We start from the raw sequence: 15,258 nt of genomic DNA on the forward strand, positions 1-15,258 counted from the left end.
TTAGTAAATTGTTATTCAACTTCGATGCTAGTTGTAAACTTTATTTGGATTGTATCTTTGATTAAAAGTAAAAGATATCAAAGTTAATTATCTGATACTTATTCATTAATCCCTAAATATTGAGTTATGTTTAAAAGCACGTTACAACAGATTTTTCTATTTTTAGTTACCCTTAGTTTAGTTTATTATTCTGGTAAACACTTAATGTCTCAGAATGGATTAGAATCATTTTTAGATTTTGGAGTTGGTATGGTTTTCTTCTTTTCTTTTATCTTTTTTATGAATTATTTCTTAAGATTAGGCAGCAAACTAGTTAGTTCTGTTTCGTATTAAATACCCAAAGAGGTAAAAAGGTTTTTTAAATTAGGATCTGAAGGCCTAGGTGCATTGGCATCAACAATATTACCCTTTGGATCTATCAAAATAAACCTTGGAATGGTATTTATTTTATACGCTCTTTGAAAAGAAAAGTCTTTTCCAGACCATAAGTGAACACCACTCATATTTTTGTCTTTTACAAAGTTTCTCCATTTTTTTTCTGCGGCTTCCCAAGATCCACCACTTCTTTGAGATTCGTCTGTAGAAATACTTACAAAAGCAATGTTTTTATTTTTATACTCCTCTTCTAATTTCTGCAAGTAAGGAATTTGCTGAATACAAGGACCACACCAAGTTGCCCAAACATCTATGTAAACAAACTTTCCTTTAAATGAACTTAAAGACTTTGTACCACCTTTAATATCTACATAATCTGTAAATACTGGTGATGGATTTCCTTTACCCATGGTTAAGTTTTCTTGAAAAGCATTCTCGAAATAAGCAACCATTTGTTCATTTTGTTTTTTTATAGAAGCATAGAAGGCAGAATCTAAGTTATTGTAAGAGTTTAAAATACTGTCATATTCAAACTTTATTTCATTTACTCTTTTTTTAAATGCAGCTTCTTCTAGTTCTATAACATCTTGTGGATTTCCTATACTTTGACTTTGTTGTATTTGAGCTAATACAAAGTTGCTGTTCTCAGCTCCTTTGCCAGAAAAGATAAAACTTTCCATAAATTGATCTGCATCACCTTTTAAAGTAATATCATAACCGTTTTTTAGAAATATAGGTGCTCTATTGTTAGGATTTGTAAAAAGCGTGTAGATCTCACCTTTGCTAGTGTTTAATTTTAAAGTATCATTAAATACACCATACTCATCTATCTTAATTTCTTTAAGAACACCAGTATTGTTAGCAATAGATAAAATGGTGTCTTTACTATTTTCTAAACTTCCTGAAAGCGTTACAAAATTATTTTCTGTTGGGTTTGCACATGCAGTTAATAGAAGTGCACTAAAGGCTAGGAGTATAAATTTATTCATCTTTATATTTATATAGGCTACAAATATAAAATTTTGGAAGCAGATATTGGCTATTTGTTGGCTTTATAAGAGGTATAAAAAAGTAAGCGTCGTTTTAAATTAAAAAACGACGACTTACCAAGTAAACTAATAAAACCAAGTATTAGTATAATTATTAGAGTTAGCTATTCTAATAAAGTTGTTATAAAATTAAATATTGTTATTGATAAAGTGATGATAATTTTTACAAGTGATAATCCTTTTACAAAGCTCATTTTTGGTTGGTTTAAAGAAATCTAAAGGCTTAAAATAAGCCCTTAGAAAACTATTTTGGTTGATTGATAATTTTATTAATTGGCTGAAATACTTCCACCAGAAGTGGATGATTTTTGAACATTTTTTGGTTTTCCTTTATAATCAATATCTCCACCACTTGTTGCTCTAGCATCTAAGCTTACAGAAGCATATATGTTAATGTCTGCTCCACTAGTAACGTTTACAGTTACATTTTCACTTCTTAATCCATAAGCTTCTATAGATGCACCACTTGTTGCGCTAGAAGTATGGTTAATTGTAGACCCATTTAACTCTATATCAGATCCGCTTGTTGCAGTGCTTATCACCGAATTTGCATTTAATTCAATATCTATATCTGCACCACTAGTACAAATTACATTGATATTTTTTACATTTAATTCTTCTTCAGTAACAACATCAGCACCACTTGTAGCTACTAAGCTAGTTAAGTCTTTTACAGTTACATAAACTTTTTTAGCCTTTGCATTCCAAATATTCTTATCTGAATAAATTTTTAATTCACCATTTTCAACTTCAGTAAAAATAATTTCATGCAAATTTTCATCTGCTTCTAAGGTAATTTTATTTTCATTGCCTTGAGACAAATACAGATCTAAGCCAGTACTAACTTTAATTTTAGTAAAGTCTTCAGATACAGTTCTGTCTGCAACTTCTACATTTTTATTTCCGTTAACACTATTCATCATGTTCATATTACATGAGCTAAGCATTAAGGTTACTGCTAAAAAGAATACGATTTGTTTTGATATAGATTTCATAATAGTTGATTTTTATTTGGTTACGAGTCAAATGTCTCACAATAGACGCTAATTATTAAAGAAAAGTTGCCCAGTTGTAGAATTAAAGTACTGAAGTGTTAAATCACTTCAATACTTTTCTCTTTTACAATAATTTCTATCTTATCATCTTCATTTTTTTCCTCTTCGTTTATTATATCTACTTTCGAATTCGAAATACAGTCTGTACAATCTAAGGTAGTTTCTGTCATAATAAAGTGGTGTTTAGCCATGTCTCTATCTCTAATATCTCCTGTATTTTCTACATCATATAAGAAATTACGAGTACTATTATCAAAATAGACAATTACACCTTCTGGAATAAAAATGGCAATGTTAATTTTCTCTTCTTTCCAGATATTTTTAAAATCAGATAAGAAATAAGCATCTAATACAATAGTGTTGTCTACAATCTCAAAGTCATATTCTATTTTTTTAGAATTGTTTTTGGCAGATACTTTATTTCTACCTCTAGATTCTTTTTGAATAATCATATAACTTTTATCAGAATTACTTTTTTCTACATTTACATTGATGTAACTAGAGTAAACTTTCTTTTCGCCATCAATTAAAATTTCTTCTTTGCTAGAACTTCTTCTTAAGTTATGACGATAAAGTATAGTATCATCATTTATCATTTTAATAGCTAAAGTATCTTGTGCAACAAAGTTTAATTCATTTTTTTCTGTTGATATTCCATAGTTTGAGTGTGAAGATCCAAACTCAATTCCAGTAAATATCATCGCTAATAAAGATAAAATCCAAATACCTAAAAGTGTTAATGATGTTGGCTTATTCAGTTTTTGTACGTTACTAGATAATATTCTAAGACCTAGAATAAATAATACTAAAAATGGAATACCTATTAATAAAAAAGAACATAATGTTAACAACCAAACAGGTAAAATTGCATCGTGAAAGAATGGAGGATAGGTTACAAAATCTCCATCTACATTTAACCATTCTAAGCTTCCTACAGAAAACCCTCCTATAATAAGAGATAAAATAACAGCAGCAGAAACAAAAATGATAATTACACCAATAAACTTACCAATAACTTTAAAAACGGCTAAGATAATTTTACCAATAGTGTCAAAAAAGTCACTTGCTCCATTATTTTTTGTTGTCTTTCCCGAAAATGTTTTGCTCATTTTATCAGAAAATTCGTTGGCACCTTCTTTTAACTTTTCTGATGCTTGATTGGCAACAACTCTTACATTTTCTGAAACATTGTTAAATTCTTCACGAATTTTTTTCTCAATATTATCTATGTTTACAGGCTCACCTTCCATCTGTAATTTTTCTGCGGTTGTTTTAGCTTCAGGTAATAAAATCCAAAGAATAATGTACAATATTACTCCAAAACCAGCTCCAAAAAATAGGGCTAACAAACCAAGTCTAATCCAAATAGTATCAATATCAAAATAGTGAGCAATTCCAGATGCTACACCACCCAAAAATTTATCATCACCATCTCTAAAAAGTTTTTTACCAGAGGCACTATTTCTTTTATACGAATAACTAGAATCGCTATAAGCTTCTTCAGCATCTGCATAATCTTCTGGTTGCCCCATAATTTTAATTACATCATCTATATCACCTTCATTTACTACTTGTCTAGCATCTGTAATTTTTTCAGATAAAAGTTCACTTATTCTTGCTTCTATATCTGCAATAATTTCATTTTTACCTTGAGGATCATCACTCAAAGACCTAGAAATAGACTCTAGATATCTTTTTAATTTTTGATAGGCAACTTCATCTATATGGAAGAAAAATCCGCCTAAATTTATGTTTATAGTCTTATTCATTTGTAGTTGATTTTTTGCTAGTTACTTGGTTAACTGAGTTTATTAAGCTGTTCCATGTTTTATCTAATTCTTTTAAAAACATGCCTCCATTTTCTGTTAAAACGTAGTATTTTCTTGGTGGTCCAGAGGTTGATTCTTCCCATCTATAAGTTAGTAAACCTGCGTTTTTTAAACGAGTTAATAACGGATATATGGTTCCTTCAACCACAATCATTTCTGCACTTTTAAGCGATGATAGAATTTCAGAAGTATATGCATCTCCACTATTTAATATAGATAAAATACAAAACTCTAAAACACCTTTTCGCATTTGTGCTTTTGTGTTTTCAATCTTCATGTATTGTGATTTATTTTATGAATTTTATGGTGCAAGGATATTTATAACCTTCACCTTCTTTCGCCTTTAGGCTTGCAATGATAACTAGAGCAATACCTATGATATAAATTATTGTAGCAACAGAGCCTATACCTAGAAAGCCAAAAAAGTTTGGAAAATCTATATTTAGATGAAAGTCGTTAAAACTTCTTCTAAAAAAAGAGCCAAAAGCAAAAGGTATAAAAAGAATAGAAATTAAAAATACATACAGTGTGTAGCTGATGTTAAAGTTGATGGCTTCTTTACCTTGTTCATCTAAATACAAACTTCTATCTTTTAAGGTTTGCCAAGCAATAAGGGGAGTAATGATGTTACCAAATGGAAATATAAAACCTGCAAATGCAGATATATGTATTAAAAAAGCATTGGTACTTTCGTTATTTTTTTTCATGGTTGATGATTAATATAATACTTGCTTATACAAATATATATCTTTTAAAAGGTATTATGCAATACATAGTACTATAATTAACATTTCTTTAACATTTGTACTTTTACAAATCTTAAAGTTAAAAGTGGTACATTGCTAATAAATTCAGTACTTATGAAGATTACACCGAAGAAAATTAATGCTTTTATGCTTTTTAAGCTTCCTTTAGGATATTTATCAGGCATGAGAGTTAAAGAGTTAGATAACCAAAAATGTGTAGTAACTATTAAGCACAGGTGGATGAATCAAAACCCTTTTAATAGTATGTTTTGGGCTGCACAAGGTATGGCTGCAGAAATGAGTACAGGAGTTTTGGTAATGCAAGCCATAGAAAATTCTAAAAAGAAAGTTTCGATGTTAGTAACACATCAAGATGGAATTTTTTTTAAAAAAGCTACAGGAAAAATTGTTTTTACTTGTAATAATGGTAATGAGATAAAAGATGCTATAGAAAAATCGGCAGTAACAAAAGAAGGCCAGGTTGTTAATTTGGTTGCAGAGGGTGTAAATTCAGATGGAGTAGTGGTTTCTAATTTTACGTTTCAATGGAGTTTAAAGGTGAAATCATAATTTAATAATACTATAAAAAAAGGGATCATATTTGTATGATCCCTTTTTTTTATGACAATATAGTTTAGTTAGTTTTTTACATTAAGTAAATACTTACTAAAACTCTTTCCATTAATTTTTGTGTATTTAGAGTCTATATCATAGCCCACATTCATATTAGAAATATCAAAATCACCTGATACATTCATATATTTAATATTTAAGTCTTCTTCGAAGTTTACATTTCTAAAAGATACACCGTCTTTAAACTTTGTATATTTAAAAATTGCTGAATCTTCGAATACAGAACCTGCAAAACTTACATTTCTTCTAAATTCTGAATATTTAAATGTTGAAACTTCAACAAATTTTGTGTTCTCAAAAGAAATTTCTCTATCAAATTTAGCATATTTAAAGGTAGTATCTTCAGAAAAAATACTTCCAGAAAAATCTGAATCACTATCAAAGTCAGAGTACTTAAACATTGCTTTACCTTCAAAATTACAATTGGTAAAAATAACAGACTCCTTAAAATCGGCTGTGAATGTATAACCTGAGTCTTCATCTGGTATATAAGCCAAAACATCATCTCTAAAGACACAGTTTGTAAAAGAAATTTTTACATCTATATCTTTTTCTATGGAGTTAGAGTAATTTCCATTACCCCACCAACTATTTTTCTTTTTTCTCTTTGGTAATTTCTTCAAGGCCTCCTCCATATAAGTAAAGTCTAAAGTACCAACAATAGTTTTGTTAGTGTAGTTTATATCTTTTCCGTTTGCAATGTTTTCCATAATTGTGGATGCATCAATTTTATTTTGCGCAGTTAATGAAAGTGATAAAAAAAGGATTGTAAGTAAAGTAAATTTAATTTTCATCTTGTAAAGTTTTAATCTGTTTCTATAAAGACCAATTAGAATTTGAATTGTGACAGTTGATCAAACTTTAGTTAAAAATAAATGGTTTAATTAAATTATCAAGAGATGAAAAATTCTCAAAAAGCGGAGTAAAAATTGGGATAAAAAAAAGAGACTGAAATAAATCAGTCTCTTTGTTTTATTAAATAAGTCATTCCCCCAAATCACTAATTTAATTTTTCGATTGCGAAGTTAAGAAAAATCAAATTTCTAAACAAATGTGAATCAAAGTATTTAGGAGTCTAATACTATTTAAATCGCCTTTTTAAGCTTTTTATTTATTTAAATTTAATAACCAGTTTTTAGCATTTACAAAAGCTTCTAGCCAAGGAGTAACTTCATCTTTTCTATTTGCTGGGTAATTGGCCCAATTCCATTGAAACGTAGAACGCTCTATATGAGGCATAGTTACTAAATGTCTTCCTGACTTGTCGCACATCATTGCTGTGTTAAAATCAGATCCATTTGGGTTATTAGGATATCCTTCATAACCATATTTAGCACAGATGTTATAGTTGTTTTCTGTTTCTGGCAAACTGAATTTACCTTCTCCATGAGAAATCCAAACTCCTAATTCTGAACCTGCTAATGATGACAACATTACAGAATTGTTTTCTTGAATTTTAACAGAAGTAAACGAACTTTCATGTTTTTTAGAATCGTTATGCACTAATTTTCCATGAACTTTATGATCTGGATTTATCAAGTCTAATTCCATCCATAATTGAGCACCATTACAAATACCAACAGATAAGGTATCTTCTCTTTCAAAGAAGTTTTTAAGCGCTAAATTAGCCTTTTCATTGTATTTAAAAGCACCAGCCCAACCTTTTGCTGAACCTAAAACATCAGAATTTGAAAAACCACCAACTGCACCAATAAACTGGATATCTTCTAAAGTTTCACGACCAGAAATTAAATCTGTCATGTGTACATCTTTTACATCAAAACCAGCTAAATACATGGCATTTGCCATTTCACGTTCTGAGTTAGAACCTTTTTCTCTAATGATGGCAGCTTTAGGCTTATTCTTACCAATTTTCGGTAACTTTCCTGTAAAGCTTTCTGGAAATTTATACGTTAATGGCTGCTTTTTATAATTATCAAATCTATCTTGTGCTAAGTTATTGGCAGTTTGTTTCTGATCTAATAAGAAAGATGTTTTGTACCAAACATCTCTCATTTCAGCAACATCGAAAGAGAAATTATCTTCGTTATTTTTAATAGTGATTTTACCTGAATTGTTTGCTGTACCAATAGTAAAGAATTCAATATTATTTTCTAAAAGAACTGTTTCTGCAGAAGTATCTGCTTGAAAAACAATTCCTGAATTTTCAGAGAACAAAACTTTAATAGAATCTTCTTCGTTTAAAGATGATAAATCAAAATCTGCGCCTAAATTTACATCAGCAAAACAAAGTTCTAATAGTGTAGTAATTAATCCTCCTGAAGCAACATCATGCCCAGCAACAATTTTATCATCTTTAATTAACCTTTGAATTGTATTAAAGGTATTACTAACAAACTTTGCATTTGTTACATCTGGAGCCTCATTACCAATAGCATTTAATACTTGATTGAATGAGCTACCTCCTAATTTAAAATTGTCTTGAGAAATATTTATGTAATAGATGTTTCCACCATCAACTTGTAAAATAGGTTCAACTACTTTAGTAATTTCGTTACAATTGGCAGCAGCAGAAATAATTACAGTTCCTGGAGATATTACATCTCCATCAGGATATTTTTGTTTCATTGATAAAGAATCTTTTCCTGTAGGAACATTAATTCCTAAATCAATCGAAAATTCTGAAACTGCTTTTACAGCTTTATACAAACGTGCATCTTCACCTTCATTTTTACAAGGCCACATCCAGTTTGCAGATAAAGAAACCGAGTTTAAATTATCTTTTAAAGGTGCCCAAATAATATTAGTTAATGCTTCTGTGATAGAGTTTCTACTCCCAGCTTCTGGATGAATTAAGCCAGAAATAGGAGAGTGCCCAATTGATGTTGCTACACCTTCTTTTCCATTATAATCAAGAGCCATAACTCCGACATTGTTTAACGGAATTTGTAATGAACCAACACATTGTTGTTTGGCAACTTTACCACCCACACATCTATCTACTTTATTCGTTAACCAATCTTTACAAGCTACAGCTTCTAACTGCAAAACTTGCTCTAAATAAATTTTTAAATTTTTAGATTTATATCTCGGGTTTTTATAATTTCTAACAACAGTTTTGTCTGTCATTATTGTTTTTGGTGATGAACCAAACATGTCTTCTAAAGCTAAATCCATAGGTTTTTCTCCTGTAGTTTTAGATTCAAAAGTAAACCTGTCATTACCTGTAACATCACCTACTTTATAAATTGGAGAACGTTCACGTTCAGCAATTTTTTGTAACGTTTCTATATGTTTTTCTGGTATAACTAATCCCATTCTTTCTTGAGATTCGTTACCAATAATTTCTTTTGCAGATAACGTTGGGTCTCCAACTGGTAATTTGTCTAGGTCAATTTTACCACCTGTATCTTCTACCAATTCAGAAAGACAGTTTAAATGACCTCCTGCACCATGATCGTGAATAGAAACGATGAAATTATCATCGCTCTCCACCATTCCACGAACTGCGTTTGCAGCACGCTTTTGCATTTCCGGATTTGATCTTTGTACAGCATTTAACTCAATACCTGAAGCAAATTCACCAGTATCTGCAGAAGAAACTGCAGCACCACCCATCCCAATTCTGTAGTTTTCACCTCCAAGAATTACTATTTTATCTCCTTCTTTTGGTGTATCTTTTAGTGCTTGGTCTGCTTTACCATAACCAATACCACCTGCTTGCATAATAACTTTATCATACCCTAACTTTCTTGGTTTAGCATCACTTGAAGCAGCATTTTCTTCATGCTCAAAAGTTAAAACTGAACCTGTGATTAATGGTTGACCAAATTTGTTTCCAAAATCTGAAGCTCCATTAGATGCTTTTATTAAAATATCCATTGGTGTTTGATACAACCATTCTCTTGCATCAAACTTATTCTCCCAATATCTATTTTCTTCTAAACGTGAATAAGAAGTCATGTAAACAGCTGTACCTGCTAAAGGTAAAGAACCTTTTCCTCCAGCAAGTCTATCTCTAATTTCTCCTCCAGAACCTGTTGCAGCTCCATTAAAAGGTTCTACTGTGGTTGGAAAGTTGTGTGTTTCTGCTTTTAAAGATATTACAGATTCAAAATCTTTAGTTTCGTAAAAATCTGGTTTGTCTGCAGTTTTAGGTGCAAACTGAACAGCTTTAGGGCCTTTTATAAAGGCAACATTATCTTTATATGCAGATACAATATCGTTTGGATTTTGCTTTGAAGTTTCTTTAATCATTTTGAATAAAGAAGAAGGTTGTTCTTCACCATCAATAACAAAAGTTCCGTTAAAAATTTTGTGTCTGCAGTGTTCTGAATTTACTTGGCTAAAACCAAAAACTTCAGAGTCTGTTAATTTTCTTCCTATTTTTTCTGATACATTTTCTAAATATTCAACTTCTTCAGTACTTAGAGATAAACCTTCTTTAGCATTGTATGCTGCAATATCATCAATTTCTAAAATTTGCTCAGGTTGAATATCAATGGTAAACATTTTTTGATTTAGACTACTGAATTTTTCTGAAATCATTGGATCAAAATCCGTAAAGTCTTCAGATACTGCATTAAATTCTTCTATTCTTAGAATATCAGAAATACCCATATTTTGAGTTATTTCTACAGCATTGGTACTCCAAGGTGTAATCATTGCTGCTCTTGGACCAATAAAAAAAGCGTCTAAAGACGCAGATTCTATAATATTTTGGTCACCAAATAACCAAGTAAGTTTTGCAATTGTTTCTGGAGTGAATTCTTTTGTTGTTTGAACAGCATAAACTTTGCTGTTTTTGTTTCCAAAGAAATGAATCATTTGTAGTCTAGATTTAAGGGTGTAAAGTTAAAATATTACTTACAAAAGGCAATTAAAATAAATGAATTATTTCAGAATTTGTAAACGTAATTATCAACAATATTTTTAGAATAATTTCTAGATATTCTAAAACAAAAAAGACGACTGAAGTAGTCGTCTTTTTTTAATTTAAATTTTGATGTTACTTTTTAATTAGCTTTTTTGTGATTGAAGTAGAGGCAGTATTACATTTTATTAAATAGACCCCTTTTGGCAATGAGCTAATATTTATACTGTTTGTATTTGCATCAATTTTGTAATTCAACACAATTTTGCCTAATACATTGTAAATGTTTACGTTTATCTCTGTGTTGGTATTGATGTATAATGTTCCGTTTACATTTGGGTTTGGATATATTTTAAAACTAGTCTTATTAAAACTTTCTGTAGATAAAACAGAAGACCAAATCTCACTCACATATTCTGGATGATCGATAAAAGGATTTCTATTACCTTGAAAATCATAAGCTTCATTGTTCCTTACTATTTCTCTTTGACTTACAGGGTCTTCTAGATGCCATTTGTATAATAATTGAATATACCATTGAGCATACACTTGATGATTTGTGCCATTTAATGGGTTGTTAGCAGAATCATTAGGATCATCCCAAGAACTATCAGTCACGTCATCTTCATAGCGAGTTGCAAAATAAAATAGCATTCTTGCAATGTCGCCTTTAAACTCGTCAATAGGCTCAAAAACAATACCTGAATAACCAAACACAGTATTATTTCCAACTTTTGATCCATTTAAAGAAGTGTGATTCGCATTTGTAACCTCTCCAAAAGGATAATTGCTTCTTCGTCCATTTACAGAACCATCAGAAGGTACTACATGATGGATATCTGTTCTCATGGGAGTTTGACTATTGAAAAATCCTTGAGGAAAAATATGTTCTCTATTATAACAATCATTCTCAGAGTTGTAATTACCACATTTTCTAGCTCCATGTGTGTAATTATAAGGATCTGTGCCAGAAGGATTTTCTGAATACATATCTAATACAGTATTATCGTTTTCATAAAAACTATCTGTATCTGAGGTTTCATAAGCATCATACAAAGCACTGTAACCTTGGTCTATGTGACCATTTTTAATGATATTTTTTAGTTGTGTTTTAAGAGTATAACCACTTCCACTTGCTGAACTGTAATATCCTGTAGGGGCTTGTGCAAAACTAAAAGTTGCAATTAAAATAAGTGGTAAGAGTAATTTATATTTCATTATTTTTTAATCAATTTTAAGACGAACCATTGGTTCTCTATTTTATATTTTAAATGGTAAAACCCTATAGGTAAAACTGTTAAAGAAATTTCATTAGATACATTTTGTACTGATAAAACCTCTTTACCTAAAGTGTTGTAAATACTAATTTCTGAAATTCTTGAACCGCTTTTATTTTGAATTCTCAAAACATCTTCAGTTGGATTTGGGTAAAAATGAATATTGTACTCCTTGGTAAAACCGTTTGTTGATAATACAATTGCACTATGTGTGCCAAAATCGCTGGCATCATTTTTATTAAAAACTTCCCATTCATTATCTAAATCAAATGCTGTATTTGGTTGAGAAATACCGCTTTTTCTTCTTAGTACTTTGTCTTTACCAAAGTTTGCTGAACCTCCATTATATGTTCCAATAATATCTATTAAAACATCATTTTTAAACAAACCTACTGGATCATTTCCATTAAAATTTATTGGAGCTCCAAAATTGGTATCTCCATCATGAACTCGAATTGAATCAGCAATTTGAATTAAATAGTCTCCAGCAACTATAGCCGCTTGAGTTTTTGAAGAAGTATGTTCGCCAGCTGCTTCGTTGACTACCACATAAACATCTTGAGATTGTATAGTACCAGCTAAAGGCATTATCCATTCCCAATCAGCACCATTTAAACCTCCATTAGATTGTCTTGCCAAACTATAAGAACTTAAATCGATATCTGTATTGGTTAGATTAACGATTTCTATAGCCTTATTGTTACTTTCTCCTTCTAAATATTCAGAGAAAAATAATTCAGTAGCAACACCAGCACCATTTGTTGTAGACCCATTTATTGGGCTTGATAATGCAGATTTGTTTCCTACATCATCTATAGCTAAAACTTCGATTTTATAAGTAGTATTTGCTGTTAAACTTGTTACTGTGTAGGTAACATCTGCTGTATTGCCATTTACAACATTATCAACATATACCTCATACAAAGCTACATTTGTATTGTCTGTAGAAGCAGACCATGAAACGATAAAAGAAGATTCAGTTTCGTTACTAATTACTAAGTTAGTAGGCACAGTTGGTGAATAAATATCTTCTAAGGTTGTAACATTTAATACATTACTAAGAGTAGATGAGTTATTCGTAATATCTTTTGCTAATACAGCAAATGAGTAGGTTGTATTTGAAGCTAAGTTGGCTATGGTTATAGACGTTTCTGAGGTTGCTATTTGTAGAACGTTGTTTACGTAAATATCATAACTTGTAACGCCTATATTATCTGTTGATTCATCCCAAGTAAGATTTACTGAAAACGTGGTAATATTTGAAGCTGAAAGATTTGTTGGAGCAGTAGGAGCTTCATTATCTGAACTAGTATAAATACCCCAAGTATCTTCTGCATTGTCTCCACCCCAAATTCTAGTAGCCAATATTGGGTTGTCTATAAAAGGATTTCTATTTCCTTGCGCATTTTGGTTTGCAGTATCTTCATGATATGTATTTCTCTGCTTTTCAAAATCAGAAACAGGATCTTCTACATTCCATTTTAAAAACAAATCAATCATGTCATCTGTTGTAGCATAATTATCTCCTATACCAACATTACTCATAAGGCATCTATCATCATACCTTACGTACATGTACATCATCATTCTAGCAACATCACCTTTCCATTCGTCTCCTGGATACCAACCTCCATTAGACTGAATGCCTGAATTACCAGAGCCATCTGTAAATTTTCTGTTATTTCTTGATGAATTTCTTTGAGCATCTGCAGGTCTCAAATGATGCGCATCTGAACCTGGACCTGAGTCTGATAATGCAGGAGTTCCTAAAGATTGTGAATAAACATGTTCTCTGTTCCAATCTCCAGATGCACCACTATTGTTATCTATTCCACGTGTTCTGTCATTAGTTACATCTGTGTCTGTACCATTTTCAAAACCGTAAATTAGCAGTACCTCTTGATTATTATCTGGGTTTACATCTGTTGCTTTAGCAGCATCCCAAATTTGATCATAAAATAAGAATTGAGTGTGTGTACTTATTATTTTAGTAGCTAACTCCTCTTTTAAGGTTAAACCTGTTACGTTTAAATTTACATCATTGTAGTATGATTCTTGACCATAAAAAATAATGGTAAATAGGAATGTAAGGATAAATATAAGATCATTTTTTTTCATAAAATTGTTTTCATAGGGCATTAAACAATTTCTCAGTCAAGCAAGTTTAGAGCAAGTAAAATTTAAATTTTTACTGTTTTTTCTCTAATAGTGCCATGTAAAATCCGTCGAAACCAGATTTATGAGCTAATACCTTATTGTCGCTTACAAAAGTAAAATCTTTTCCTGACTCAGATGTTAAGAATTCATTAACCTGTTCTTGATTTTCTGATGGTAAAATAGAACAGGTAGCATATACTAACTTACCACCTGGTTTTACCATTTTAGAATAGCTTTGTAAAATTTCTTGTTGAACCTTTTTAATATTATCTATAAATTCTGGTTGTAACTTCCATTTAGAATCTGGATTTCTACGAATAACACCCAAACCAGAACAAGGAGCATCTATTAGTACTCTATCTGCTTTACCATGCAATTTTTTGATTGGCTTTGTAGAGTCAATCACCCTTAAATCTATATTATGAGCTTTATTTCTTTTAGCTCTAATTTTTAATTTACGTAATTTACTTTCGTAAATATCCATAGCAATCACCTGACCTTTATTTTCCATTAAAGCAGATAAATGCAAGGTTTTACCTCCTGCACCAGCACAAGTATCTACCACTTTCATGCCTGGTTTAACATCTAAATAGGCAGCAACTAATTGAGAGGAAGCATCTTGAACTTCAAAAAATCCATTATGGAAAGCTTCTGTTCTGAAAACGTTGGCACGTTCTTCTAAAATTAGAGCGTCAGGATGGTTAGGAACAAATTGCGTAATAACATTCTCTGTTCTTAACTTTTTTTGCAAAAGTTCTTTAGAAATGTTTAAAGTATTTGTTCTTAATATAACTGATGCTTGCTGATTTAAAGCAGCAATTTCTTTGGTCCAAACTTCTTCTCCTAATTCAGAAACACATAGTTCATCTATCCAATCTGGAATAGATTCTCTAAATTTTCTAGTCTTAGAAAGCTCTGCAAATCGTCCTTTAATTCTTCTTTCTGGTACGTCACCTATTTGATTCCAATCTGGTAATTTAATTCCTCTTAAAATACACCACACAGAAAATAATCTCCAAATGTTATCCCTATCATAGGGTACTTTAACTTCTGCAATTTCTGCATACAGTCTGTTCCAGCGTACAATGTCATAAATCGTTTCAGCAACAAATTTACGATCTCTTGCTCCCCAACGTTTATCTCTTTTTAAAGCTTTTTCTACAGCTTTATCAGCATAAACTCCTTCGTTAAATATATCTCTAATGCTATCAATAACAGCAAAAGTTAAGTTTCTGTGTAATCTCATTTTATAGTAATCTAATAGAGTGCAAATATAGACGAATTATATAGTTAATGACGTTAA

General features: G+C 30.7%; 12 protein-coding genes. 2 read left to right on the forward strand and 10 right to left on the reverse strand.

What is annotated here, in order from left to right:
• The first annotated feature begins 126 nt into the window (after positions 1–126).
• Complete coding sequence (locus V7R38_RS08425; RefSeq protein ID WP_334057531.1) at positions 127–333, forward strand: hypothetical protein; 207 nt, start codon at positions 127–129, stop codon at positions 331–333.
• On the opposite strand, the gene V7R38_RS08430 is transcribed toward V7R38_RS08425, so the two are convergent.
• From V7R38_RS08430 to V7R38_RS08450, 5 genes are all read right to left on the reverse strand, one after another.
• Entirely contained in the window at positions 330–1,364 is a 1,035-nt protein-coding gene (locus V7R38_RS08430) for a TlpA family protein disulfide reductase (protein ID WP_334057533.1), read from the reverse strand. The genes V7R38_RS08425 and V7R38_RS08430 overlap by 4 nt on opposite strands.
• A 329-nt stretch (positions 1,365–1,693) precedes the next feature.
• Positions 1,694–2,419 (reverse strand): head GIN domain-containing protein, encoded by a 726-nt coding sequence (locus tag V7R38_RS08435; protein ID WP_334057535.1) that lies wholly within the window; start codon positions 2,417–2,419, stop codon positions 1,694–1,696.
• 98 nt (positions 2,420–2,517) lie between these two features.
• Positions 2,518–4,248: a PspC domain-containing protein gene (locus V7R38_RS08440; protein ID WP_334057537.1), complete on the reverse strand. Its 1,731-nt coding sequence runs from the start codon at positions 4,246–4,248 to the stop codon at positions 2,518–2,520.
• Complete coding sequence (locus tag V7R38_RS08445; RefSeq protein WP_015480453.1) at positions 4,241–4,585, reverse strand: PadR family transcriptional regulator; 345 nt, start codon at positions 4,583–4,585, stop codon at positions 4,241–4,243. Before V7R38_RS08445 ends, V7R38_RS08440 begins: the two co-directional genes overlap by 8 nt.
• A 10-nt stretch (positions 4,586–4,595) precedes the next feature.
• Positions 4,596–5,015 carry a DUF4870 domain-containing protein gene (locus V7R38_RS08450; protein ID WP_015480452.1) on the reverse strand — a complete coding sequence of 140 codons (420 nt, stop codon included), beginning with the start codon at positions 5,013–5,015 and terminating at the stop codon, positions 4,596–4,598.
• Between the two features lie 153 nt (positions 5,016–5,168).
• Here V7R38_RS08450 and V7R38_RS08455 point away from each other — a divergent pair, with 153 nt between their 5' ends.
• On the forward strand, positions 5,169–5,624 hold the full coding sequence (locus V7R38_RS08455; protein ID WP_334057540.1) for a DUF4442 domain-containing protein: 456 nt from the start codon (positions 5,169–5,171) through the stop codon (positions 5,622–5,624).
• Between the two features lie 68 nt (positions 5,625–5,692).
• On the opposite strand, the gene V7R38_RS08460 is transcribed toward V7R38_RS08455, so the two are convergent.
• The 5 genes from V7R38_RS08460 to V7R38_RS08480 form a co-directional block, all read right to left on the reverse strand.
• Positions 5,693–6,481, reverse strand: a complete 789-nt coding sequence (locus tag V7R38_RS08460) for a pentapeptide repeat-containing protein (protein WP_334057542.1) — start codon at positions 6,479–6,481, stop codon at positions 5,693–5,695.
• 313 nt (positions 6,482–6,794) lie between these two features.
• Positions 6,795–10,475, reverse strand: coding sequence for a phosphoribosylformylglycinamidine synthase (gene purL, locus V7R38_RS08465; RefSeq protein WP_334057544.1), 3,681 nt, complete (start codon positions 10,473–10,475; stop codon positions 6,795–6,797).
• Positions 10,476–10,656: 181 nt separating this feature from the next.
• Positions 10,657–11,739: an endonuclease gene (locus V7R38_RS08470; RefSeq protein WP_334057545.1), complete on the reverse strand. Its 1,083-nt coding sequence runs from the start codon at positions 11,737–11,739 to the stop codon at positions 10,657–10,659.
• Entirely contained in the window at positions 11,739–13,916 is a 2,178-nt protein-coding gene (locus V7R38_RS08475) for an endonuclease (protein ID WP_334057548.1), read from the reverse strand. The genes V7R38_RS08470 and V7R38_RS08475 overlap by 1 nt, the downstream gene beginning before the upstream one ends.
• A gap of 70 nt (positions 13,917–13,986) precedes the next feature.
• A complete protein-coding gene (locus V7R38_RS08480) occupies positions 13,987–15,201 on the reverse strand; it encodes an RsmB/NOP family class I SAM-dependent RNA methyltransferase (RefSeq protein WP_334057551.1) in 1,215 nt (404 codons plus the stop codon).
• Between the last annotated feature and the right edge of the window lie 57 nt (positions 15,202–15,258).

Source organism: Polaribacter sp. P097 (assembly GCF_036864555.1).
Lineage (GTDB): Bacteria > Bacteroidota > Bacteroidia > Flavobacteriales > Flavobacteriaceae > Polaribacter.

What these genes read in the sequence shown, in the direction of transcription:
- V7R38_RS08450 (WP_015480452.1), bottom strand. Translation starts at nt 5,015, where the DNA reads ATGAAAAAAAATAACGAAAGTACCAATGCTTTTTTAATACATATATCT.
- V7R38_RS08430 (WP_334057533.1), bottom strand. Translation starts at nt 1,364, where the DNA reads ATGAATAAATTTATACTCCTAGCCTTTAGTGCACTTCTATTAACTGCA.
- purL (WP_334057544.1), bottom strand. Translation starts at nt 10,475, where the DNA reads ATGATTCATTTCTTTGGAAACAAAAACAGCAAAGTTTATGCTGTTCAA.
- V7R38_RS08445 (WP_015480453.1), bottom strand. Translation starts at nt 4,585, where the DNA reads ATGAAGATTGAAAACACAAAAGCACAAATGCGAAAAGGTGTTTTAGAG.
- V7R38_RS08455 (WP_334057540.1), top strand. Translation starts at nt 5,169, where the DNA reads ATGAAGATTACACCGAAGAAAATTAATGCTTTTATGCTTTTTAAGCTT.
- V7R38_RS08470 (WP_334057545.1), bottom strand. Translation starts at nt 11,739, where the DNA reads ATGAAATATAAATTACTCTTACCACTTATTTTAATTGCAACTTTTAGT.
- V7R38_RS08475 (WP_334057548.1), bottom strand. Translation starts at nt 13,916, where the DNA reads ATGAAAAAAAATGATCTTATATTTATCCTTACATTCCTATTTACCATT.
- V7R38_RS08480 (WP_334057551.1), bottom strand. Translation starts at nt 15,201, where the DNA reads ATGAGATTACACAGAAACTTAACTTTTGCTGTTATTGATAGCATTAGA.
- V7R38_RS08440 (WP_334057537.1), bottom strand. Translation starts at nt 4,248, where the DNA reads ATGAATAAGACTATAAACATAAATTTAGGCGGATTTTTCTTCCATATA.
- V7R38_RS08460 (WP_334057542.1), bottom strand. Translation starts at nt 6,481, where the DNA reads ATGAAAATTAAATTTACTTTACTTACAATCCTTTTTTTATCACTTTCA.
- V7R38_RS08425 (WP_334057531.1), top strand. Translation starts at nt 127, where the DNA reads ATGTTTAAAAGCACGTTACAACAGATTTTTCTATTTTTAGTTACCCTT.
- V7R38_RS08435 (WP_334057535.1), bottom strand. Translation starts at nt 2,419, where the DNA reads ATGAAATCTATATCAAAACAAATCGTATTCTTTTTAGCAGTAACCTTA.